Origin of the sequence: Gordonia liuliyuniae (genome assembly GCF_021738805.1) — a bacterium.
Lineage (GTDB): Bacteria > Actinomycetota > Actinomycetes > Mycobacteriales > Mycobacteriaceae > Gordonia > Gordonia liuliyuniae.
In genome coordinates this window covers 223485-247244 of record NZ_JAKKOR010000012.1, presented here as the reverse complement: position 1 = coordinate 247244, position 23760 = coordinate 223485, and the positions used below count along the sequence as shown (strand labels likewise).

The following is a 23760-nucleotide window of genomic DNA, read 5'->3' as shown; positions in this document are numbered from 1 at the left end:
GGTGAGATCAGGCCTTTCCGGTGCGCAGGCGCTTGTCGATGTAATTGACCAGGTGGGTCAGCGGGACGGTCAGGACCAGATACAACAGGCCTGCGGCGAGCAGCGGTGTCAGGTTGCCGCTGTCGGCGTTGAAATCCTTGCCGACTGCGAACAGGTCGCGCTCAGACACGGTCAGACCGAGGAAGTAGATCAGTGACGAGTCCTTGATCAGCACGATGAACTGGTTCATCAGTGCGGGCAGGACGCGGCGGACCCCCTGCGGGATCACCACGAGCGACATCGACGACCGATAGGAGAATCCCAGCGCGCGGGAGGCCTCCATCTGGCCGTCCTCCACGCTCTGGATGCCTGATCGGAAGATTTCGCCGATGTAGGCGGCGGCGAGCAGTCCCAGCGCGATGGAACCGAGCCAGAACGGATTGCCGCCGGTGATGTTCTTGACCACCGGGCCGAAGCCGAGCCCGACCATCAGGATGACGACGACGGCGGGCAGCCCACGGAAGACATCGGTGTAGACGCGGGCCGGCCAGCGGAGCCAACGGGTGCGCGAAATGCCCGCGACCGCGAGCAGCATGCCGAGGACGGTGCCGATGACGCCGGACGTGATCGCGATCTTCAGCGTGTTCGGCAGACCCGTCGTGACCAGCTCGGGCAATGCCTTGCGGAACTGTTCGCCGCTGAAGAAGGTGTCGCCGAGTTGTTCCAAAGTGCTCTTCGGGGCGACGGCCTCGGTCTTCGTCTGATCGGCCGCGTTCGCTTCGGCGATCTTCGCGAAGTCCGGGAGCTTCGGCGACGGTGCGGCTTTGGAGCCGGGCTTCCAGCCTGCCGGCAGTTCACGCGGGGCCCAGTCCTCGTACAGTTTCGACCAGGTGCCATCGGCAATGATCGCGTCGAGCGCGCTGTTGAGCGCGTCGGCCAGCTTCGGGTTGCCCTTGTTGACGGCCCAGCCGGTGAAGTTGTTGATGCTGAACGTGTTCTCGAGGATCCCGATCCCGTCGGACGCCTGGACGGTGCCTTCGGCCTGCTGGCTGGGCGCAACCCACGCGTCGATCTGCCCGGACCGCAGATTCGCGTAAGCGGTCGCGTAGTCGGGGAACTTGACCGGGTTCAAGCCCAGTGTGTTGGCGACGTAGTCGTCCTGCACAGTGCCCTGGACGACGCCGATGCGGGTGCTCGCATTCAGGTCGTCGAAGCTCTGCACCTCGCCGTCGACCTTCGCGGCGAGCGCGAAATAGCCGAAGTCGTAGCCGTTGGTGAAGCCGACGGTCTGGCGACGTTCGTCGGTGGTTGTGATCGACGACGACCCGACGTCGAACCGCTTGCCTGCGACCTGGGCCAGCAGACTGGAGAACTCGGTGCCGACGAATTCGACCTGCAAGCCGAGCTTGTCGGCCATGGCGCGCAGCATCTCGTTGTCCATGCCCGTGTACTGCTGCTTGGAGTTGACGCAGATGCTTGGCGGGGCGTCGCCGAGGGTGCCGACGATGATCGTGCCCGGCTTGATGAGGCCGAGGTCGGACGTGTCGATCTCGTCGATCGGCGTCACGTTCGGCGTCGTGAACTTGTCGGGCGCCTGGGCGCTCGTCGCGAGGTTCGTCGGCGCCGCCGACGCGCTGTTGACTCCGGGCGGGGCACACAGACCCTCATCGTCGGTCTCGTCCGACGACGAGGAACCGCACGCTGCGAGCGCACCGATCAGGAGCACCGCGATCAGCAGCGGCAACCACCTGCGAGGAGAGGGCAGTGCGCGAACCCGCCGCTGAGCCTTATGAAGGACAGTCATGGTTGGTCAGAGTATCGCGGCCGAATACCGCGGCCCATAGATACAACCGGGCTGGGGAAAAGTCCGGCCTGAGCAAAGGGTGCCGTGACAACGATCGGGGCCCGGGACCGTGTGGTCCGGAGCCCCGATCGTTAACCGCGGGAGATCAGTGTGCAGCCTCGTAGGCGGCCAGGACGTCGGCGGGGATGCGACCGCGGTCGCTCACCGGGTGCCCGTTCTCGTTGGCCCACTGGCGAATGACGCGTGTATTCGCGGCCGGGCGCGCCGACCCTGCGCCACGACGAGGCGTCGCGCGACCGACCGACCGCGACGCGGCGACATACGTGGCCACGTGGTTACGGAACTCTTCGGCGTGCGCAGGCGATGTGTCGAACTCGAAGTTCTTGCCATCGAGGCTCCAGCGGACGGTTTCATATTCATCGAGCTCTGCGCCGTCGATGTCGTCGACGATCTTGATCACGGTCTTCTTTGCCACGGGGCGCCCCTTAATAGGAATCTGTGGGTATTTCGTCGCCTACTGTACACATGATCAGCGCGTCGATACCACACGAGAAGCAGAGGTCGAAGAAGATGATTCCGATTCCACTCCGGTCAATGATTCCGGAGCCCTTTCGTCTGCTCTGATCTCAGAGAATCCGTCGTCGGTCAACGCAAAACCTGAGCCGGAGTCCGACTCGACGCAATACAGTCCCGAATCCTGCGACAGACAGGCGAATCGGGCGATGGCAATCGTCGATCCGGACGGGATGCTGCGCGACCGGAACAAGACAGAGTAACGGTTATCGCAAGCGCCTCGGGATACTCCGTCACCAGACAGCACTGCGAGATCCCGGTCCCAGGAACAGCCAGCATCCTCGTTCGCAGGTGGGTTCGCCGGACCGTTCACCTCGTCGGAGGCGCACGTCAACGCATTCGCGCCGTTGTTGCCCGTCGAGCAGCGGATTTCACGGTCGGCCGAAGTGAAGTGGTATCCGGAAACGTCCTCTCGGCTTCCGTCCGCGGCGGAGGCGCCGATCTGATATTCAGAGTTGCTCACTCGCGGAGCGCTTTTGATGACTCTTTCGTAACTCCACTCGGACGGGACATCGTTCGAATGCGAACGCTCGGTCGTCGAGGTCGCCGAAAGCGTCGACGGCTTGGTCTCGGTCGAGAGGTCCTCGGTGCTGGGAATGACGATCCGGTCGGGGGTTCCCTGATCAGTGAGTAGCCCGCAGCCGCTGAGCATGAGCAGCCCGAGCAGGGCTATGGCGGCGACTCCGCCGCGTGGTCCGTACCCTTGCACTGTGGCGACCCCCAAAATCGTATTGTTCTATGTGTTCACGCCGCTGCCCGATCCGGAGGCCGTTCGCCTCTGGCAGCACCGGGTATGCGAGTCCCTCGGCCTGCACGGCAGGATCATCGTGTCATCCCACGGGATAAACGCCACAGTGGGTGGCGACATCCGTGAAGTGAAACAGTACGTGAGAGCCACCCGCGAGTACACGCCGTTCCGCGGAGCGGACATCAAATGGTCGGACGGTGTCGGTGACGACTTTCCCCGATTGACCGTGAAGGTGCGCTCAGAGATAGTCACGTTCGGCGCACCCGACGAGGTCGAGGTCGACGCGAACGGAATCATCGGAGGCGGCACTCACCTCAATCCGGATGAGCTCCACGCGTTGATCGAAGAACGCGGCGGCGACGTCGCATTCCTCGACGGGCGGAATGCGATTGAGGCACAGATCGGACGTTTTCGCGGCGCGATCGTGCCGGACGTGGAGACCACACGCGACTTCATTCCGCTTCTGGAAAGCGGCGAACTCGACCACCTCAAACACAAACCGGTCGTGACGTATTGCACCGGTGGCGTCCGCTGTGAAGTCCTCACTGCGATCATGCGGCATCGAGGATTCACCGACGTCTATCAACTGGACGGGGGAATTGTGCGGTATGGCGAGCGGTTCGCAGACCGCGGACTGTGGGAGGGCTCTCTCTACGTCTTCGACAAGCGAATGTCGATAGATTTCGGCGCACCCGCGGTCATCGGGCGATGCGCCGAATGCCAGGCGCCGACGTCGCGCGTCGTCAATCACCCGGACCGGCAGGGGCGCGAGTTGGCGGTGGTCTGCGAAGAATGTGTGCCCACCGGTGCGTGAACGACACATTCCAGTTGTCGTGCTGGCGGGATTCTTAGGCGCCGGTAAGACCACGTTGCTCAACCACGTCCTCGCTAATGCGGGAGGACGACGAATCGGTGTTCTGGTCAACGACTTCGGTTCAATCAACGTCGACGCGTTGCTCGTCTCCGGAGTGGCTGGCGGTACCGTCACTCTCGAGAACGGCTGCATGTGCTGCACAACCGACGCCGATGGTCTCGAGGAGGCCATCGGTGCGTTGTCGGCACCGACCGCGGGCCTCGACGCGATCGTGATCGAGGCGAGCGGCATCGCCGAGCCAAGCGCGTTGATCAGGCTCGTGCTGGCGGCGTGCGGGGCGACGGCATCGTACGGGGGACTGGTCTACGTCGTCGACTCGTCCGCGCTCGCCCGGACCGTCGACGAACACCCGTCGGTGCGCGACCACATCGGGGTCGCCGACCTCGTGGTCTGCAACAAGGCGGACCTTGTCGACGAGACGGTGCTCTCCGGGGTGCGCGATCTTGTCGCCGAACTGAATCCGACGGCCTCGACTGTCGTGGTCAGCGAGGCGGCGGTCGACCCTGCGATGCTGTTCGACGATGCGCCCGAGCGTGTCGCCGACGTCGGCGCCCGACAGCTCACCTTCGACGAACTGTTGGCGGACGAGCCGGCGGACCACGATCACAGCGCCCACCTGCACGCGTCGTTCCAGTCCACGTCGCTGGCTACGGCCGATGCCGTGGACCCGCGCAGACTCGCGCGCTTCCTGGAACGACCGCCCGCCGGTGCGTACCGGATCAAAGGAGAGACCTACATCGATGTGCCGGGGCATCGCGACCGCGCCTACGTGATCCAGGCGGTCGGCGGCATTGTCCGTGTGACCACTCAGGCATGGGCGGGCAGGCCGGTCCGGACATCGCTGGTGGTGATCGGTGCGGGCCTCGACGTCGACGCCGCCGACCACGCGCTCGCCGCGCTCGTCGAACCGCCCGATCCCGCGGACGAGCACGGAATCCTGCACATCACCCGGTACATCGTCGACTGACCCGATCTGTCAGAAGACCGGTGAGTCGAGCCAGCCGGCGTGGATGCCGACCCAGCCGGCGACGAGGTCCAGCGCGTCGGTGACCCACAGGGTGGCGATCACGATCGCGCAGGTCGCGACACCGAGAATGATCTGTGCGACGAGATTGTCGTCGATGTAGCGACGGTAGAACGTGTTGAGCTTGTCCATGATCCACCGCCGCAGCCGGGCCGCCCATTCGAGTTCCTGCGACAGGATGAGCAGGCCGAGGAAGACCATCGCCCAGCCGGGGCCGGGGTACGGGATCGCGACGACGCCGACGGCGGTCACGAGCACGCCGACGACGATCGTCACATAGCGCAGGACGAAGCCGTACCGATGGTTGTGCCGGAGATTGTGGTATCTCGCACCGAGTTTCGCGAACATGCGTGGCTTTCGAGTCGTCTCGTTGGAACGCCCAGACTCTACAGGCGGTCGGGTCACAGCGGGTTAACGATTCGGTGCCGTGGAAGGTTCCCGTTCGACAGCGACCCTCGACTACTGGTTCACTGTTACGCAAGTGATCAATGTGACGATTGATGTGTCGTTTGGAAGGGGAGCAGCGCCGATGAATGGTGTCCGTGTACGTCGTGGAGTTCTCGCAGGGGCATCGCTGGCCGCTACCGCAGCGCTCGGTCTGGGGATGGTCAACGCGCCGTCCGCGGACGCCGCCCCCTCGCCGAGGGCCGGGAAAGCACTGGCCGGGAAGACGATCTTCCTCGATCCGGGACACCAGGGATCGGCGGCCGGACACGACCTCGGCAAGCAGGTTCCGGACGGTCGGGGCGGCAAGAAGGACTGCCAGACCACCGGCGCCACCGCGGTGAGCGGTAAAGCCGAGCACGCCATCAACTGGGAAGTCTCTCAGCTTGTGAAGGCCGCGCTCGAGGGCAAGGGAGCCCGAGTGGTGCTGAGCCGCAAGGACGACACCGGATGGGGTGGATGCGTCGACGAGCGCGCCGAGGCGGCGAGTCGGTCGGGCGCGGCAGTCGCAGTCAGCCTGCACGCCGACTCGACGAGCACAGCGGCCGACACCGGCAAGAAGGGGTTCCACCTGATCGTGCCGACGCTGCCGCTGCCCGATAAGGCGGCGGACACCGCGCAGGCGGGCGAAGGTCGCAAGGCGTCCAACTCGATGCGCGACGCGATGGTCAAGGCTGGCTTCGCCCCCGCGGGCTACGCGGGCGCCGTCGACGGGATCCAGACACGCTCGGACATTGCGGGTGTCAACCTCACTCGCGTCCCGGCCGTGTTCCTCGAAATGGGCAACCTGTCGAACCCGGCCGAAGCCAAGTCGCTGTCGTCTGCACAGGGTGCGGCGAAGTATGCGGTCGCGATCACCGACGGAATCACGTCGTACGTCGAAGGCAAGGCCGGGCCCGCGAACCCGACCGCACCGGTCCCCGCACCAGGGGACGACAAGTCCGGGCAGGGCGTGAACCCGCAGGATCAGGCCGCACCCGAATCCGACGACAGCGGTGACGGTGTCGACCTCGCAGGCCTCGCCGCGATCGGTCCGCTGTTCGACAAGATCGCAGGCGCTAAGAGCGCGCAGGAGGCGCAGCGGATCCTGTTGAGCGAGGGGCAGGACGTGTCCGCCGACGTGCTCAAGTCGATGCTGTCGGTGGTCTACGCGGTCTTCGGCGGCAAACTGCCGGTCTGATCCCGCCAGTGGTGATCCGAGGGGCGTGGGAACGCGTCGGGTTAGGGTTGTGACATGGGCCTCGATCCGCTGCGCACGCTGACCACGATCCGCGACCTGTTCTGGGTCCCCACCCCGGTTCCGTCTTTGCGCGGGCGCACGGTGTTGATCACCGGTGCGGCCAGCGGAATCGGTCGTGCGACGGCGGTTGCCGCCGCACGCGACGGCGCGCAGCTCGTCCTCACGGACTTACATGCCGACCCGCTGAACGCCGTGGTCGCCGACATCGCAGGCGACGGCGGCTCGGTGGTCTATCACGCGGCAGGCGACGTGTCCGACTACGACTGGGTCGCGTCGTTCGCGCGCGCCGTCGACGCGGAGGTCGGCGTGATGGACGTCGTCATGAACGTCGCCGGGATCTCGGCGTGGGGGACCGTCGAGCACCTCAAGCACTCGCATTGGCGCAAGCTCGTCGACGTCAACCTGATGGGTCCGATTCACATCATTGAGAGCTTCGTCCCGCAGATGGTGCGCCGCGGCGCCGGCGGCCACGTGGTCAACGTGTCGTCCGCTGCCGGGCTCCTCGCACTGCCGTGGCACGCCGCCTACAGCGCCAGCAAGTTCGGTATCCGCGGGGTGTCCGAAGTGCTGCGTTACGACCTCCGGCGTCACGGCATCGGAGTGTCGCTGGTGTGTCCGGGCGGCGTCGCGACGCCGCTCGTCGGGACCGTCGAGATCGTCGGTCTCGACCGCGACGACCCACGCGTGGCGAAGCAGGTCGACAGTTTCGGAAAGATCGCAGTGACGCCGGAGAAGGCCGCGAACGCCATCATCCGCGGGGTCGCCAAGAACAAGTTTATGGTCTACACGTCGTTCGACGTCCGGTTCGGGTACTGGTGGGCGCGCAAGTTCGCGTTCCCATACGAGGTCGCGATGCGGATTGCGAACAACCGGTTCGACCAGCTCTCCCGGATCGCCGGCCGCGGTGCCTCCGACGGCGCGCCCGAGGGAGCGGCGTCGACTCGGATGGGGCGGACCGACTGACGTGAGCACGACCCTCATCGTCTCCGCGACACACGCTGAGGCGGCGCACCTCGGCGCGCGCGCGAACGTCCTCGTCACGGGAATCGGCAAGGTCCGCGCTGCGATGGCGGTGACCCGACGACTCGAGCGCGGCGACTATACGCGGGTGATCAATATCGGCACCGCCGGAGCCCTGCACGACCACCACTCGGGTCTGTTCGTTCCGTCGGCGGTCGTCGAGCACGACATCAGCGCCGCGGCCTTGACCGCCATCGGCCACGACACCGCCGATCGGTGGGAGTTCGACGACGGCGACGGTACCGTCCTCGCGACCGGCGACACGTTTGTCACCGACCCCGTGCACCGCGCACAGCTGGCCGAACGCGCGGACCTCGTGGACATGGAGGGCGCGGCGATCGCGCAGGTGTGCGCTCACTATCGGATACCGCTCACTCTGGTGAAGGCGGTCAGCGATCAGGCGGACGACTCGGCGATGGAGTGGCCGCAGGTCGTCGACGCAGCCGCACGCCAACTCGCGGACTGGGTGCGGACCGTGGACGGGGCCGCGACCTAAACCAGCCCAGCCGCCTTGGCTGGGTCGTGTCAGTCGTCGAGGCCTGCGGTGAGGTCCTCGATCGCACCCCGTTCGCGAAGCTGCTGGCCGGCGGTACGGCGCGGGCGGGCCGGGATCTTCTCGGGCTGCGCACGTCGACGGTCGGGCCGCTTGGTCTGCCGCTCCGTGGGGGCCGCCGCAGCATCAGCGGGAGCCGGGTTCGGACGCGCGGCTGACCGCGGTGCGGGAGCTTCTGCGGGATTCGTCCGGCGCGGTCGACGGACGGGTTCGCGCTGGGCTGCGCCGCGGTCGGAGCTCGATGCGGGTTCGGCTGCGGGCCTCGGGCGGGGCCTGCGGGTAGGCGTCGGCGGCGCCATCTTCGACGGCGCATTCGCCCCGGGCTGATCGGCGGGAGCCTTCTTCGGAGGTGCCGCCGCAGCGGTGCGCTTCGAGTCGCCACTCGTGGATGTCGGGGCAGCCGACTTCTTGGCCGTCGACTTGGGGGACTGCGACTTGGGGGACTGCGACTTGGGGGACTGCGACTTGGAAGACTGCGACTTGGAAGACGTGGCGCCTTGGGGCTGTGAGCCCTGAGTCTTGGGCCTCTGAGTCTTGGCCTTCTGAATCTTCGGCTTCTGGGGCTTGGACGTCTGAGTCTTGGACTTCTGGGTCTCGCGAACCGGTTTGCGTGCCGCAGTCTTCGCGCCGAATCCGCCGAAGCCGCCGAACGGACGTTTAGACGGTGGGCCGGTGAGGAACAGACGTGCGAGCACGACGGCGAGGCTCAGCACAAACGCGATCAGCATCCACGGAAAGCTCGTGGCGATCGGCAGCACGATTTTCAGAATCAGGGTCTTCTTGTCCGATGCAGCGTCGCCTGCTTCGAGGTACAGCGTGATGAGGCCGGTGACGAACGCGATCAGCGGTGGCTGCACCGCCGCGGTGAACATCGCGCGACGTCGCACTGCGAGCGCCGCGAGAACACAACCGATGATGAAGACGATCTTGAAGACGCGGCCGAGCTCACCGGACGGAGCGGAGTCGATGAGCGCGCCGAAGAACGTGACGACCGTCGCCAGAAGGACCGCGCCCCACCAGGGCAGTCCGCGCACGGTCGGTACGACGGACTGCTGGTCGGCGGGCAGGGCGGAGCCGCTCGGGGATCGGGAAAACACACTTAGACGGTACCGGTTACCGGGGCCGAGCCGGTTTATCCCCGCCCGCGAGTTCCCAGCGCATCACAGATTCGGTGATGCGGATCTCACCGTGGCGTCCACGGGCCTGGGCGATCTGTCCGTACTGTTCGTCCGACCGGTCGACACGGCGAGCGCCTCCATCTCGGCGAGTTTGCGTGCCGTCACCCCGAGCCGGGAGTCGATGGCTCCGACCGCCGAGTTGTAGCTCTCGACGGTGCGCCGCAGCGCGGAGCCGACCTTCTCCAGGTGTCCCAGAACCTGATCGATCCGTTGGTAGAGCTGTTGGCCGAGCATCTGGATCTGTTCCGCGTCCTCGGCGATCGCGTGCTGGCGCCACCCGAGCGCCACGGTGCGCAGTAGCGCGATCAGAGTTCCCGGGGTGGCCAGGACGACGTCGCGCGCGAACGCGTAGTCGAGCAGATCCGGATCGTGGGCCATGGCCGCGTCGAGTACGCCGTCGCCGGGAAGGAACAGGACGACGAACTCGGGAGTGCTCGTCTGCGCAGCCCAATACGCCTTCGCCGACAACGAATTGATGTGTGCGCGGACGGCCTGAGCATGCCGGGCCATCTTGTCGCGGGCAGCATCCGGGGTCAGGCCTGGCGACGTCGAATCGAGGTACGCCTGCAGCGGCGCCTTCGCGTCGACGACGATCGTCCGCCCGCCGGCCAAGTGCACCACCAAGTCGGGACGGACCACGCGGTCCGGCGTTCGGCCGTGGACCTGGGTCGCGAAGTCGCAGTGCCGGGACATGCCCGACAGTTCGACGACCCGCTCCAGTTGGATCTCGCCCCACCGGCCGCGGATCTGTGGTGCTTGCAGCGCGCCTGCCAGTTTCGCGGTCTGCTCGTGCAGTCGGTGCGACGTCAGCTGCATGCCGCGTACCTGTTCGCTGAGCCCGGCGAACGCGTGCACTCGGTTGTGTTCGGATCGGCGCAGTTCCTCCGACAGGTGTCCCAGCGTGTCGCGCAGCGGCGCGACGAGCGCGTCGGGCGGCATCGTCGATGGCTGGTCCCGAATCGCACGACTGTGGCCGAACCAGCCGAGGAGCACCCCGACGACGAGGCAGACGGGTCCGATGACGGCTGCGATCGTAGTCATATCGCCATCATGGACCCGCCCTCCGACAATTCCGTGCAGGAACCCAGTTCTGGCGAGCTGATTCCGGCGGTCACCGTCACGCGGCCGCGGCAGCCTCCCGGCCGAGCAGGGACCGCTTCACGTCGAGGCCGTACCGGAAGCCGCCGAGCGTCCCATCCGTTCGGACCACACGGTGGCACGGGACGAACAGAGCGGCGGCGTTCCGCGCGCAGCATGACGCCGCGCCCCGGACCGCGGCGGCGTTGCCCGCGAGTTCAGCGAGCCGTGTGTAGGTGACCGGCTTGCCGGCGGGAACCTCCCGCAACGCCGCCCATGCGGCGGTCAGGAACGGTCCGGACGTTTGTCGCACGGGAATCTGCGAGGGTGCGGCGAGGTCGCCTGCGTAGTACGCGTCCACCGCGGCGATGACGTCGCCGCCGTCGACCTCGGTGATCTCGTCGGTCCGCAGGGGCGGCGCGATGAGGACTCGCAGATAGTCGGGATCGTCGGTCCATCCGGACGCGAAGACAATGCCTGCGTCGTCGAACACGGCGGTGAAGCGCCCGTCGGGAGTATCGACTCCGGACCAGTGCAACGTTGCGGCCGGCGTGGTCCTTGCGGCTGTCGTGGCGGTTTCGATTGTCATGACGTGGTTCCCCTCGGTAGTGGTCGTGGTGCGACGGGATCGTCGACCAGGTGAGCGAGCCGGTGCCGCCACAGATGCATCGACGCGTACGACCGCCACGGCCGCCATGATCGCGTGTCGTCCGGGCGCGCGCCGAGGTCGGCGAGAGCACGATCGATCACGAGATCGCGGCGGGTGAGGACGTCCGGATCGCCAGTCAGCCGCATCACGACCTGGTCTGCGGTCCAGTCGCCGATGCCGGACAGCCGCATCAGGTCCGCTCGTAAGTTGGACGCATCGACCCCCGGGTGCAGTTCCATCTGTTGTGCACAGGCTGCGGCGGCGGTGATCGATCGGATCGACCGGGCGGGGCCGGTCAACACTGCTGGGCCGTGTTCGGCGATGGCTGCGGCGGTCGGGAACAGCCGGTTCGGGCGGCCCGCCTCGTCCGGCCATCCGGTGGGTTCACCCAGCTCGGCGACGAGTCGTGCGATGCGTGTGCGCGCGGCCTTCACGCTCACCTGCTGACCCATCATCACGCGGATGAGGGTCTCGACGCCGTCGACACTGCCCGGGATGCGAATGCCGGGGTGAGCGGTCACCAGCGGGCGAAGTCTGCGGTCACGGCTCAGTGCTTCGTCGACGGCGACGGGGTCGGCGTCGAGGTCGAGGAGGCGTCGAACACGGTTGACGCCCGCACCGAGGTCACTCATGTCCAGATGCTCGAACGCCGCGGAGACGTGGTCTGAGCCGATGGTGATGCGCACCGAGGCGGCGCAGTGTGGCAGACGCAGTGTGCGCTCGAATGTCGTCGAGTCCCAGTGCTCGAGCCCGTCGACGGCGTGTGCCGCCAGACCGTAGAGCGTCCATGCGGTGTCGTACGGCTGTCGGAACGGGAGGCAGAGGGTGATCCGGTCGCCTGTGCTCGCGGCGTCGGTGCGGCCGCGGGACGCGCGCAGGCCGCTCGGCGTCGCGTCGTAGAGTTCCCGGATCGTGTCGTTGAACTGTCGGATGCTCGAGAAGCCCGCGGCGAAAGCGACGTCGCCGATCGGCAGGTTCGTTCCGGTCAGGAGCATGCGCGCCGACGTCGCGCGATGTGTCCGCGCCAGAGCGAGCGTTCCGGCTCCGAGCTCGGCGGACAGCACTCGGCTGATGTGACGTTCGGTGTACCCGAGGGCGGCCGCGAGTCCGCCGACTCCGTCGCGGTCGACGACGCCGTCGGCAATCAGACGCATCGCTCGACCCGCGAGGTCTGCCCGGACGTTCCACAGCGGCGATCCGGGGGTCGCGTCGGGCAGGCATCGACGGCAGGCGCGGAAGCCGCGGGCCGCCGCCGCCGCGGCCGTCAGCTCGAAGCGGACATTCCCCGGCTTCGGAGTCCGTGCGGGGCACGATGGCCGACAATAGATTCCGGTCGTCAGTACCGTCGTCACGAATTGTCCGTCGAACCGAGTGTCGCGGGCAGCGAGCGCGCGGTAACAGCCGTCGAAGTCGAGCGGAGCGGTAGCGAGCGTCGTGGTCACACCTGTAACGCTGTCATCTGATCGAGTCGTCGTCTAGCGGGAATCAGACACGGCGGTGCGCCGTACGCCTTTTGTCGTATCCCTGTGTGACGATGAGGGCGTGAACGAGCCTAACGAGCCTGCCGACGACGCTGAGCCTGCCGGCGACGCCGAGCCCGTTGACGTCGCCGAGGCTGTTGACGTCGCCGAGCCTGGGACGCAAGTGCGGAAGCACCCGACTCGCGGTCGGGTGTTTCTGGCCGGTCTGCGATCGACGTCGATCGTCTGCCTTCAGATGATCCTCGTCTTGGCGTTCCTGTATGTCCTGATGATCGTGCTCGCCAAGTTCTGGGTCGTGCTGTTGCCGGTGATCCTCGCGATCATCGTCTGCACTGTCCTGTGGCCGCCGGTCCGCTGGTTGCGTGCACGACGGGTGCCGCCTGCTGCGGCCGTGATCGTGGTCGTGCTGTTGGCGCTCGGCGTGGTCGGGGGTGTCATCGGTCTCATCGTTCCGTCGATCGTCGATCAGGCGCCGGACCTGGCGAACAAAGCGGTGGACGGTATCCAGAAGGTTCAGGACTGGGCACAGGGGCCGCCGCTGAACATCGGCGATGAGCAGATCAGTTCCTTCGTCGATGAGATCACCGCGAAGCTGCAGCAGAGCGCGACCGCCATCGCCTCGGGCGTGTTCAGCGGAGTCGGTGTTGCGACCTCGGTTCTCGTCACGTTGTTCGCAACGATCGTCCTCGTATTCTTCTTCTTGAAGGACGGCCCGCGCTTCATTCCGTGGCTCAACCGCACGATGGGCGTCGCTCCGGAGCGGTCGCACCTCGGCGAGGTGCTGCTGCAGATGTGGAACACGTTGGGCGGCTTCATCAGAACTCAGGCGATCGTGAGTTTCGTCGACGCGGCGCTGATCGGCGCCGGGCTGTTGATCTTGAACATCCCGCTGGCGGGAGTGCTGATCGTGATCACGTTCCTGGGTGGATTCATCCCGATCGTCGGCGCGTTCGTCGCGGGCGCGCTGGCTGTGCTGATCGCACTGGTGTCGGCGAGTGTGACGAAGGCGCTGATCGTTCTCGGAATCATTCTTGTGGTGCAGCAGCTCGAGGGCAATGTGCTGCAGCCGTGGCTGCAGGCCAAATCGATGAATCTGCACGCGGTGATCGTTCTGCTCTCGGTGACGCTCGGCGGCACGCTGTACGGGATCACCGGCGCCTTCCTGGCGGTTCCCGCCGTGTCGTGTCTGGCCGTCGCGCTCCGGTACATCGTGGATCAGATAGGCACGGCCGCGGGGGAGAAGGTGGCCGAGGAGGACGCCGCGGCGGCGAGGGCCGCGGGCGACGGATAGACTCGACACCCGTGAGTCTTACCCTCGGAATCGTCGGCCTGCCCAATGTCGGAAAGTCGACCCTGTTCAATGCGTTGACGCGCAATGATGTGTTGGCCGCCAACTACCCATTCGCGACCATCGAACCGAACGTGGGTGTCGTCGAGCTGCCCGATTCTCGTCTCGATCGGCTGTCGGAGATCTTCGGCAGTGAGCGGATCCTGCCCGCGACGGTCAGCTTCGTCGACATCGCGGGCATCGTGAAGGGCGCCTCCGAAGGTGAGGGCATGGGCAACCAGTTCCTCGCGAACATCCGTGAGGCCGACGCGATCTGTCAGGTGGTTCGGGTGTTCGCCGACGACGACGTCGTGCATGTCGACGGCCGCGTCGACCCGCGCGCCGACATCGAGGTGATCGAGACCGAGTTGATTCTCGCGGACATGCAAACGCTCGAGAAGGCGTTGCCGCGTCTGGAGAAGGACGCGCGCAAGAACAAGGATCTCGCGGCCCTGGTCGATGCGGCGAAGAACGCGCAGGAGATCCTCGACAGTGGCAGGACGTTGTTCTCGGAAAAGGACTCGTTCGACCTGTCGTCGGTCCGCGAACTGCATCTGCTGACGGCGAAGCCGTTCCTGTACGTGTTCAACGCCGACGAGAGCGTCCTCACCGACGAGGGACGTAAGGACGAGTTGCGCGTTGCGGTCGCGCCCGCGGACGCCGTCTTCCTCGACGCGAAGGTGGAGAGCGAACTGCTCGAACTCGATGACGAGGACGCTATGGAGCTTCTCGAGTCGATCGGTCAGCACGAGGCGGGTCTGCATCAGCTCGCCCGCGCCGGTTTCCACACGCTCGGTCTGCAGACGTATCTCACGGCGGGCCCGAAGGAGTCGCGTGCGTGGACTATCCGTCAAGGCGACACCGCGCCCAAGGCTGCCGGTGTCATTCACACGGACTTCGAGAAGGGCTTCATCAAGGCCGAGATCGTCTCCTTCGACGATCTCGACGCGGCCGGTTCCATGAACGATGCCAAGGCTGCGGGCAAGGTCCGCATGGAGGGTAAGGACTACGTCATGGCCGACGGCGACGTGGTTGAATTCAGGTTCAATGTCTAGAAAGCGCTTCTGAACAGGGGTTTTACCTTCGCAGCTTCCGATCTGGCTCGGCGGACGGGTTCCGATCTACCATCAGTTGCTAAGCGTTTGTCCCGCTGACCTGGGACTTTGATCGGCCTCTGCGGAACTCCCGCAGAGGCCGATTCTCGTTTCCGCGGTGCGGCAGCGTCTCTAGTAAGCAGCCTCGGCTGGCCAGTGCCGCGGAGGGTTCACCGCGTTCGACGCGCGATCTCTCGGCAGGTGCGCTGACTCAATAAGCAGTCTGACTCAAAAGTCGGTCGCCGCAACGACGCCGCGGTTCACTAGGGCAGATCTCGTTCTGCCAGAGTGCGAGTGATCTCGTCCCACTGGGAGCTCGCGATCAGTTGGTTGTGCCGGCGCAAGGCGGTCTGCCATGACCCGAACTCTGCCGGGAGCTCGCGCCACGTGATGCCGGTGCGTGTCTTGAAAAGCGCCGCGTCGACGATCGTGCGTATGTCAGTACGTGGCCGCCCGCGGCGAGGGCCTTCTTCTGTGTGAACGATGTGCTTGATCCAGCTCCATTGCTCATCTGTGAGTCGTTGATAGCCGAGCTGGAGGCTCTCGATGTCTCTGCCGTCGTCACCATCCTTTGCCTGGTCATCGATTCGCACGGCCTTGACCACGCCGCGGATGACGGCGCATTCGGTGCATTGGACGGTCGGTTCAACGTAGCGGGGGGAGTGCGCGGCCAAGGTCTCGACGTGCTGGCAGGTCAGTTTCACTCGCCAGGTGGCGCTGCGGTCTACCCGCAATGAGGGTGGGTATAGGAGCTGTCGGAGCTCATCGCGTTGAGCCGGTGAAAGTGGCGGGAATGGGCAGCACAGGTGGCAGTGTTCCACCCTGTTGTTCTCGAGACGCCAAACACCCATGCTGCATGCCGCGTGCTCGGCGCGGAACTGGGCATTGTCGGCGTCGATCAGTGCAAGGCCCTCTTCATCAGTACCCAGGGCTGGCTCACCGAGAAGGGCGCGCCCACATGCGCGGCAGGGTTCGCCGGCTGCATAGGCTTCATACGGAAGCTGGAGGTCGTCGCCTGCCCGCTCCCTCCGCTTCGCCTCGTCTGCTTGGGCCCACGATTCCGAGAGCAGCGCCCTGCTCCGTGGTGTGTGCAGGACGCGGGGGAGAGCTGTCGAGCTCCCGTCGGGGATCTGCTGCGATTCGAACATCGTCACGCTCTCCTTCGAGGTCGGATGCGGCTCAGTGCGAGTCGCGCGCGACACTGCCTCGACCGCTACCGGAAGCGATAACTTCCTGGAAGTCATGACTACCAGACCTGAGGCTGGTTGTGTGACAGAACCGCTGAAGAAGGTGCTCGGAGCGCAGGTGCGCGATCTGCGCCTTGCGCGCCGTCTGTCGCAGGAGGGTCTCGCCGAGGAGCTCGGTGTCTCGACTCGGTACCTCGCCGGCATCGAGCGTGGGGAGCGGAACCTCACTCTGGATTCGGTGGATGCTCTCGCTGAGCAGCTCGGCGTCGAGGCGCGTTCGCTGATCATTCGGCCTTGATGCCCGCTGCGTGAGCTGGAGGGCACTGCGTCAGACCGGAGACCGACGCGCTGCTCGATCGCCGGGTTACGATCCCGACGATGGGCGGCGTCGGCTCGTTGAACGTGACAGCGGCCGTGGCGCTCTACGCGACGCGGCGATGCTGCTACAACCCCGGGCGTCAGTGGTGCCCGATATCGTGAGAGAAAACCACCAACACTGTGATTGCGCCGTGGCGCGGAGGAGCACGACCTATGGCATCGACCACCAAAGAGGCGCAGCGAGCTGAGTTGCACAAGACGATCTGGCGGATCGCGAACGATCTGCGTGGCAGCGTCGACGGGTGGGACTTCAAGTCCTACGTGCTGGGCATGCTCTTTTATCGTTTCATTTCTGAGAACCTCACGGCGTACCTCAACAAGCACGAGCACGATGCGGGCGACGCGTCGTTCGACTACCGGCTGACGGCGGACTCCGACGCGGAGTTTGCACGCGACGAGGTTGTCGCGGAGAAGGGGTTCTATATCCTGCCGTCCGACCTGTTCGCCAACGTTCGCAAGCGTGCGGCGGGCGACGAGAACCTCAACGAGACGCTCGAGCGGGTCTTCAAGAACATCGAGGCGTCGGCGCTCGGTACGGACAGCGAGCACGACATCAAGGGTCTGTTCGACGACCTGGATGTCAACAGCAACAAGCTCGGCCCGACGGTTGCCAAACGCAATCAGAAGCTGGTGAAACTGCTCGACGCAATCGGTGATCTGCCGCTGGGGCGGTGGGAGGACAACTCGATCGATCTGTTCGGGGATGCCTACGAGTATCTGATGCAGATGTATGCCGCCAACGCGGGCAAGTCCGGTGGTGAGTACTACACGCCGCAGGAAGTCTCCGAGCTGTTGGCGCGCATCACGGTGGTCGGCAAGACGCAGGTGAACAAGGTCTATGACCCGGCTGTCGGATCGGGTTCGCTGCTGCTGAAGTTCGACAAGGTGCTCGGAAAGAACAACGTCCGCCAAGGGTTCTACGGTCAGGAGATCAATCTGACCACGTACAACCTTGCACGGATCAACATGTTCCTGCACGACGTGAACTATGCCGACTTCAATCTCGCCCACGGTGACACACTCCTCGACCCCGCCCACTGGGACGACGAGCCGTTCGAGGCGATCGTCTCCAACCCGCCCTACTCGATCAAGTGGGAAGGCGATGCCAACCCGCTCCTGATCAACGATGAACGCTTCTCGCCGGCTGGTGTCCTCGCGCCGAAGTCGAAGGCCGACTTGGCTTTCACGATGCACATGCTCAGCTGGCTCGCCGTCAACGGCACTGCAGCGATCGTCGAATTCCCTGGCGTGCTGTACCGCGGGGGAGCGGAGAAGAAGATTCGCCAGTACCTCGTAGAAAATAACTACATCGATGCTGTGATCCAATTGCCGCCGGACCTGTTCTTCGGCACGACGATCGCGACCTGCATCCTCGTGCTTAAGAAGTCGAAGAAGACCAGCGACGTGCTGTTCATCGACGCATCGGCCGAGTTCAAACGCGTCGGAAACAAGAACAAGTTGCTCGAGGAGCACCAGGCGAGAATCCTCGACGCATTCACGACGCGCGAGCCCCAGGACCACTTCGCCACCATCGTGGGCAACGAAGACATCGCGGCCAATGACTACAACATCGCGGTGTCGTCGTATGTCGAGGCCGAGGACACACGCGAGGAAGTCGACATCACGGAGCTGAACGCCGAGATCGCGCGCATCGTTGCCTGTCAGGTAGAGCTTCGTACAGCGATTGACGAGATCGTGGCGGACCTGGAGGGCTCCAAGTGAGCCGCATCGATGAACTGATTCAGGAGCTGTGCCCTGATGGGGTGGAGTACGCCAAGATCGGTGTGCTCGCGCAGGTCGGAACTGGCAGTAGTGACCGCAAGGATGCTATTTGCGACGGCAATTACCCGTTCTACGTCCGCTCGAAGGACGTCATGCGAATCGACTCGTATGAGTTCGACGAAGAAGCACTGATTATTCCTGGCGAGGGCGGCATTGGTGAGATCTTCCACTATGTGAATGGCAAGTATGCATTGCACCAGCGTGCATACCGGATTCACTTCACGGACGCTCGTGTACATCCTAGATTTGCCTATTTCTACTTCTCGACATATTTCAAAAGATTCATCGTCCAGAAGGCCGTCAGTGCAACTGTGACCTCGATCAGGAAGCCGATGATTACGGACTTTCCATTCCCGATGCCGCCTCTCGAGGTACAGCGCGAGATCGTGCGAATACTGGATCAGTTCACCCAGCTGGAAGCGGAGCTTGAAGCGGAGCTTGAAGCCCGGCGCGCCCAGTACGAGCACTATCGACACGACGTGCTCACGTTTGGGTCAGAGGTAGCAACAAGTACCCTCGGCGATCTCGCAAGAAACCTTGACAGTCGCCGGAAGCCAGTGACCCGCGAGGCACGTGTTCCCGGCGAGATTCCTTATTACGGTGCGTCCGGGGTTGTTGACTACGTGAGTGAGTATATCTTCGAAGGGGATTACCTTCTGGTGTCGGAGGATGGGGCGAATCTTCTTGCTCGCTCGACCCCTATCGCGTTCTCTATTTCAGGCAAGACATGGGTGAATAATCATGCCCACGTTCTGGAGTTCCCTACGTACGCCGAGCGACGCTTCGTCGAATTTTATCTGAACTCGATCGACCTTGTCCCGTACATCTCCGGCGCGGCGCAGCCGAAGCTGAATAAGGCAAACCTCAACAAGATTCCGGTTCCGGACCCGCCGATGGCTGCGAAGGAGCAGATCGTCGAAGTGCTCGATAAGTTTGATGCGCTCGTGAACGATATCAGCATCGGTCTTCCGGCCGAACTCAGCGCCCGCCGCCAGCAGTACGAGTACTACCGCGACCGCCTGCTGACGTTTAAGGAGGCTGTCTAGATGACGGGCGTTCATGAAACGGTCGCGAGCTTGGCCGACGAGGTGTTGAATGGCCTTTCTGGTTCGCGTACTGCCCTGATTTACGCCCCGAACACGATCGGTAAGACTCGGCTAGCTCAACACCTTAAAGAGAGCGATCCGGACGGAGTAGTCCTCTACAATTCCTTCGTAGAGGACGTGTTCACCTGGGACAACGAGCGAGTCGTGCTCAAGATGAACCCAGAGTCTGAGCTATTGGAAACTATCGTTACCCAGGGTCTTGACAGTGCGATCGTCGACAACTTCCGAGCTTTCACGAGCGGCAAAATTGAACCAGGGCTTGACTTCGAGAGTGGAGAGGTCAACTTTGGCATTCACAAGGGGGACGACAGTTCTGCGGACGGCATCAAGATATCTCGCGCCGAGGAGAGCATATTTGTTTGGAGCGTCTATTACTCTGTTTTGAGCGAAGCCATTGAGACGCTTCGCGACAATCCTGACTTGCGTTCCACGGCTAACTACGATCAGCTAACGCATGCTGTCATAGACGACCCGGTATCATCCATGGATGATGTGCGAATCGTGTCAGTAGCTCTCGCGTTGGCGGCGCTTATCAAGCGAGCCTCAGAGTTGGACTTGAAGTTCGTTATCGCCACTCACCACGCTCTCTTCTTTAACGTGCTGTTCAACTCGCTCCGTCGGAAGAGTGATCGAGCGTATATTCTAGCGCGGGGTCAGATTGCCGGATGGACGCTTTCTAGGCAGTCAAAGGACTCGCCGTTCAGTTACCACCTCGGGATAATCAAAGAAATCAATGAGGCGATATCCGAAGATGCGATTGGGCGAGTCCATTTTAATCAGTTCCGAGCACTGCTTGAGAAGACGGCCAATTTCCTTGGTTACACGGGAGGCTGGGGCGACCTGCTGGTCGGGCCAGATGCCGCTTTGGTGACTAAGGTGCTAAATCTGTACAGTCATGACCGATTCGCCGACATCGACACCTTCGAGGTAGCCGAAGAGTACAAGGATGCTTTTAGGAGCGAGTTTCAAGAGTTTCTGAAGGCGTTCAGGTGGGCGGCTGCGGCATGAGCGATTCACATACGCGCACGTACGATCCGATCGCTGTCTCGTCGGAGAGCACGGTTGTCGCTGAGTATGTTCACGGTCCGTTGCAGGCTGAGGCGTATCAGTCGGAGTCTGCGCTCGAGAAGGAGGTGATCCGGCTCCTCCAGGGGCAGGCGTACGACTATCTGCCGTTCACGTCCGAGGCGGAGCTGGTCGCGAACCTCCGGGCGCAGCTCGAGAAGGTCAATAGGATCTCGTTCTCTGATGCTGAGTGGGAGCAGTTCTTCACGACGAAGATTGCAGGTGCCAACGACGGCGTCGTCGAGAAGACCGTGCGTGTGCAGGAAGATCATGTCCAGATCCTCAGGCGCGACGACGGGACGACGAAGAACATCGCGCTGATCGACGAGACGAACATCCACAACAATCGGCTGCAGGTCATCAACCAGTACGAGATCGTCCGCGGCGAGGGAAACGCTGGCGAGGGCGGGGCGAAGTACGCCAACCGCTACGACGTGACCGTGCTCGTCAACGGGCTGCCGATGGTGCACATCGAGCTGAAGCGTCGCGGCGTGGACATCCGGGAGGCGTTCAACCAGATCAACCGGTATCAGCGCGACAGCTTCTGGGCGGGCTCGGGCCTGTTCGAGTACGTGCAGTTGTTTGTGATCAGCAACGGCACGCTCACTAAGTACTACTCCAACAGCACTCGCAACAGGCACCTGGCCGAGCAGAATAAGACCAGTGGTGCCGGCAAGGGCAGGAAGACGAGTAACTCGTTCGAGTTCACCAGCTGGTGGGCCGACGCGAACAACAAGCCGATCACCGAGCTGACGGCGTTCGTGAAGACCTTCTTCGCGAAACACTCACTGTTGAACATCCTGACGAAGTACTGCGTGCTCACCGCAGATCGCGACCTGCTGGTGATGCGGCCGTACCAGATCGTCGCCACCGAGCGGATCCTGCAGAAGATCCAGATCTCGACGAACTACAAGACGCTCGGCACACTCGACGCTGGAGGGTACGTCTGGCACACCACCGGATCGGGCAAGACGCTCACTTCGTTCAAGGCAGCGCAGCTCGCATCGAAGATGCCGAGTGTGGACAAGGTGTTGTTCGTCGTCGACCGCAAAGACCTCGACTACCAGACGATGCGTGAGTACGACCGGTTCGAGAAGGGTGCGGCGAACTCGAACACGTCCACGGCGGTGCTGAAGAAGCAGCTTGAGGACCGTGGTGCGCGGATCATCATCACGACGATCCAGAAGCTGTCGACGTTCATCAAGGCGAACAAGGGCCACGAGGTGTTCTCGGGCCACGCGGTGATCATCTTCGATGAGTGCCACCGGTCGCAGTTCGGCGACATGCACACCGACATCACACGCGCCTTCAAGCGGTACAACCTGTTCGGGTTCACCGGCACGCCGATCTTCGCCGCGAACGCCGGCAGCGGCGGGAACCCTCAGCTGCGCACGACCGAGCAGGCGTTCGGCGACAAGTTGCACACGTACACGATCGTCGACGCCATCACAGACAAGAACGTGCTGCCGTTCCGGATCGACTACATCAACACCATTAAGGTCGGGAACCCCGACGACTCACAGGTGTCAGCGATCGACCGTGAGCGAGCTCTTCTCGATGTGCGTCGGATCCGGGACGTCGTGGCCTACACCCTGGAGCACTTCGATCAGAAGACGAAGCGCTCATCGAGCTACGAACACGCGGTCGTGACGAACGTCGCCGACTCAGTGCGGGGCCGCCGTCAGGCGGAGGCACTCAAGGAGCGGAAACGAGTGCGCGGATTCAACGCGCTGTTCGCGACCGCGTCGATCGATGCCGCACGCCGTTACTACAACCAGTTCCAGCTGCAGATGGAGCAGCTGCCACCGGACAAGCGGCTGAAGATCGGGCTGATCTTCAGCTACGGTGCGAACGAGGCCGAAGCTGACGGCATCCTCGATGATGAAGCGTTTGACGCCGATGCGCTTGACCTTGACTCGCGCTCGTTTCTGGAAGACGCGATTCAGGACTACAACGACATGTTCGGGACCAGCTACGACACGAGCGCCGACCGGTTCCAGAACTACTACAAGGACCTGTCGCAGCGGATGAAGAACCGCGAGATCGACCTGGTCATCGTGGTGAACATGTTCCTCACCGGCTTCGACGCGACGACGCTGAACACGCTGTTCGTCGACAAGAACCTGCGCGCCCACGGACTGATCCAGGCGTACTCGCGCACGAACCGCATCCTCAACTCGGTGAAGACCTACGGCAACATCGTCGCCTTCCGCGATCTCGAGGAAGAGACGAACGCTGCGCTGGAGCTGTTCGGCAACAAGGATGCCCGCGGCGTCGTCCTGTTGAAACCGTACGGCGACTACTACGGCGAGTATGTCGACAAGGTCACCGAACTGCTCACGCACTTCCCAATTGGGCAGCAGATCGTGGGGGAGCAGGCGCAAAAGGACTTCATCCAGCTGTTCGGCACGATCCTGCGGCTGCAGAACATCCTCACGTCCTTCGACGACTTCGACGGCAACGATCCACTGACCGAGCGACAGCGGCAGGACTACACCAGCATCTACCTGCGGCTCCGCGATGAGTTCACGCGCGATCGTGACGGCGACAGAGAAGTCATCAACGAGGACGTCGTGTTCGAGATCGAGCTCGTCAAGCAGGTCGAGATCAACGTCGACTACATCCTCATGCTCGTCGAGAAGCTCCGCGCCGAGAAGGGCGACGGAGAGGACAAAGAAGTCCGCGCCGAGATCACGCGCGCTGTCGATGCGAGCCCGACCCTGCGAAGCAAGCGCGATCTCGTCGAGGACTTCGTCGAGTCGGTGTCGCTGCAGGGCGCGGTCGATGAGCAGTGGCAGTCGTATATCTCCGCGAAGCGCGAGGCTGAGCTTCAGGAGCTCATCGAAGCGCACAAGCTCAAGCTGGAGGAGACGCAGTCGTTCGTGGATGAGGCGTTCCGGGACGGACAGCTGCGCACGGCGGGAACTGAGATCACCCGCATCTTGCAGCCAGTGTCACGGTTCAACCGCGAGTCCAACCACGGCGACAAGAAGAAGCGGGTCATCGAAGCGCTCTCCAGATTCTTCGAGCGGTTCCGCGGGCTTGCCTCGGGGGATGAAGAGTCTAGGGACTGAGGCCAGCAATGAGTGGGATCATGGGCTCATGACCGAGGACAACCCCGAGCGCGCGCCGAAGGTCATCCGCTGTGAGCACTGGTCTGAGGAGCTTGGTCGCTTC

21 protein-coding genes are annotated in these 23760 nt (G+C 63.8%); 12 read left to right on the top strand and 9 right to left on the bottom strand.

Translation table 11 applies throughout. The features are described 5' to 3' along the window. Window positions 1–7: 7 nt before the first annotated feature. The 3 genes from L5G33_RS17110 to L5G33_RS17100 all read right to left on the bottom strand — a co-directional run bounded on the left by L5G33_RS17110 (window position 8) and on the right by L5G33_RS17100 (window position 3065). A complete protein-coding gene (locus L5G33_RS17110; protein WP_236999362.1) occupies window positions 8–1783 on the bottom strand; it encodes an ABC transporter substrate-binding protein/permease in 1776 nt (591 codons plus the stop codon). A 145-nt stretch (window positions 1784–1928) separates the two neighbouring features. Then, window positions 1929–2258, bottom strand: a complete 330-nt coding sequence (locus L5G33_RS17105; RefSeq protein ID WP_236999361.1) for a histone-like nucleoid-structuring protein Lsr2 — start codon at window positions 2256–2258, stop codon at window positions 1929–1931. A gap of 54 nt (window positions 2259–2312) precedes the next feature. Next, window positions 2313–3065 carry a hypothetical protein gene (locus tag L5G33_RS17100; RefSeq protein WP_236999360.1) on the bottom strand — a complete coding sequence of 251 codons (753 nt, stop codon included), beginning with the start codon at window positions 3063–3065 and terminating at the stop codon, window positions 2313–2315. A 1-nt stretch (window position 3066) separates the two neighbouring features. Between L5G33_RS17100 and trhO the strand changes: the two genes are divergently transcribed. Both trhO and L5G33_RS17090 read left to right on the top strand, forming a co-directional pair. Continuing rightward, window positions 3067–3918 carry an oxygen-dependent tRNA uridine(34) hydroxylase TrhO gene (gene trhO / locus L5G33_RS17095; RefSeq protein WP_236999359.1) on the top strand — a complete coding sequence of 284 codons (852 nt, stop codon included), beginning with the start codon at window positions 3067–3069 and terminating at the stop codon, window positions 3916–3918. Then, complete coding sequence (locus tag L5G33_RS17090) at window positions 3911–4945, top strand: CobW family GTP-binding protein (protein ID WP_236999358.1); 1035 nt, start codon at window positions 3911–3913, stop codon at window positions 4943–4945. Before trhO ends, L5G33_RS17090 begins: the two co-directional genes overlap by 8 nt. A 9-nt stretch (window positions 4946–4954) precedes the next feature. On the opposite strand, the gene L5G33_RS17085 is transcribed toward L5G33_RS17090, so the two are convergent. Next, a complete protein-coding gene (locus L5G33_RS17085) occupies window positions 4955–5350 on the bottom strand; it encodes a TIGR02611 family protein (RefSeq protein ID WP_236999357.1) in 396 nt (131 codons plus the stop codon). A gap of 181 nt (window positions 5351–5531) precedes the next feature. Between L5G33_RS17085 and L5G33_RS17080 the strand changes: the two genes are divergently transcribed. Genes L5G33_RS17080 through L5G33_RS17070 form a run of 3 tightly spaced genes read left to right on the top strand, consistent with a single transcriptional unit; the run spans window position 5532 to window position 8202 of the window. Then, window positions 5532–6626, top strand: a complete 1095-nt coding sequence (locus tag L5G33_RS17080) for an N-acetylmuramoyl-L-alanine amidase (protein ID WP_236999356.1) — start codon at window positions 5532–5534, stop codon at window positions 6624–6626. Between the two features lie 54 nt (window positions 6627–6680). After that, complete coding sequence (locus tag L5G33_RS17075) at window positions 6681–7649, top strand: SDR family oxidoreductase (RefSeq protein ID WP_236999355.1); 969 nt, start codon at window positions 6681–6683, stop codon at window positions 7647–7649. Between the two features lies 1 nt (window position 7650). Beyond that, window positions 7651–8202 (top strand): nucleosidase, encoded by a 552-nt coding sequence (locus L5G33_RS17070; protein WP_236999354.1) that lies wholly within the window; start codon window positions 7651–7653, stop codon window positions 8200–8202. A gap of 29 nt (window positions 8203–8231) precedes the next feature. Here L5G33_RS17070 and L5G33_RS17065 read toward each other — a convergent pair whose 3' ends face one another. The 4 genes from L5G33_RS17065 to L5G33_RS17050 form a co-directional block, all read right to left on the bottom strand. Beyond that, window positions 8232–9356: a DUF6542 domain-containing protein gene (locus L5G33_RS17065; RefSeq protein WP_236999353.1), complete on the bottom strand. Its 1125-nt coding sequence runs from the start codon at window positions 9354–9356 to the stop codon at window positions 8232–8234. Between the two features lie 63 nt (window positions 9357–9419). Next, the gene (locus tag L5G33_RS17060) at window positions 9420–10478 is read right to left on the bottom strand and encodes a DNA recombination protein RmuC (protein WP_236999352.1); all 1059 of its coding nucleotides are present in this window, start codon (window positions 10476–10478) and stop codon (window positions 9420–9422) included. Between the two features lie 76 nt (window positions 10479–10554). Beyond that, window positions 10555–11103, bottom strand: a complete 549-nt coding sequence (locus tag L5G33_RS17055) for a methylated-DNA--[protein]-cysteine S-methyltransferase (protein ID WP_236999351.1) — start codon at window positions 11101–11103, stop codon at window positions 10555–10557. Beyond that, window positions 11100–12605 (bottom strand): AlkA N-terminal domain-containing protein, encoded by a 1506-nt coding sequence (locus L5G33_RS17050; RefSeq protein WP_236999350.1) that lies wholly within the window; start codon window positions 12603–12605, stop codon window positions 11100–11102. The genes L5G33_RS17055 and L5G33_RS17050 overlap by 4 nt, the downstream gene beginning before the upstream one ends. Before the next feature lie 100 nt (window positions 12606–12705). On the opposite strand from L5G33_RS17050, the gene L5G33_RS17045 reads away from it, so the two are divergent. Then, window positions 12706–13935, top strand: a complete 1230-nt coding sequence (locus L5G33_RS17045; RefSeq protein ID WP_372476929.1) for an AI-2E family transporter — start codon at window positions 12706–12708, stop codon at window positions 13933–13935. Between the two features lie 11 nt (window positions 13936–13946). Beyond that, window positions 13947–15026 (top strand): redox-regulated ATPase YchF, encoded by a 1080-nt coding sequence (gene ychF, locus L5G33_RS17040; protein WP_236999349.1) that lies wholly within the window; start codon window positions 13947–13949, stop codon window positions 15024–15026. Window positions 15027–15328: 302 nt separating this feature from the next. Here ychF and L5G33_RS17035 read toward each other — a convergent pair whose 3' ends face one another. Continuing rightward, window positions 15329–16213 carry a transposase gene (locus L5G33_RS17035; RefSeq protein ID WP_236999399.1) on the bottom strand — a complete coding sequence of 295 codons (885 nt, stop codon included), beginning with the start codon at window positions 16211–16213 and terminating at the stop codon, window positions 15329–15331. 121 nt (window positions 16214–16334) lie between these two features. Here L5G33_RS17035 and L5G33_RS17030 point away from each other — a divergent pair, with 121 nt between their 5' ends. The 5 genes from L5G33_RS17030 to L5G33_RS17010 all read left to right on the top strand — a co-directional run bounded on the left by L5G33_RS17030 (window position 16335) and on the right by L5G33_RS17010 (window position 23657). Next, window positions 16335–16550, top strand: a complete 216-nt coding sequence (locus L5G33_RS17030; RefSeq protein ID WP_236999348.1) for a helix-turn-helix domain-containing protein — start codon at window positions 16335–16337, stop codon at window positions 16548–16550. A 233-nt stretch (window positions 16551–16783) separates the two neighbouring features. Then, window positions 16784–18352, top strand: a complete 1569-nt coding sequence (locus L5G33_RS17025) for a type I restriction-modification system subunit M (RefSeq protein ID WP_236999347.1) — start codon at window positions 16784–16786, stop codon at window positions 18350–18352. Beyond that, window positions 18349–19458, top strand: coding sequence for a restriction endonuclease subunit S (locus L5G33_RS17020; RefSeq protein ID WP_236999346.1), 1110 nt, complete (start codon window positions 18349–18351; stop codon window positions 19456–19458). The genes L5G33_RS17025 and L5G33_RS17020 overlap by 4 nt, the downstream gene beginning before the upstream one ends. Continuing rightward, window positions 19459–20526: an AAA family ATPase gene (locus L5G33_RS17015; protein WP_236999345.1), complete on the top strand. Its 1068-nt coding sequence runs from the start codon at window positions 19459–19461 to the stop codon at window positions 20524–20526. Further along, window positions 20523–23657, top strand: coding sequence for a type I restriction endonuclease subunit R (locus L5G33_RS17010; RefSeq protein WP_236999344.1), 3135 nt, complete (start codon window positions 20523–20525; stop codon window positions 23655–23657). Before L5G33_RS17015 ends, L5G33_RS17010 begins: the two co-directional genes overlap by 4 nt. The last annotated feature ends 103 nt before the right edge of the window (window positions 23658–23760 follow it).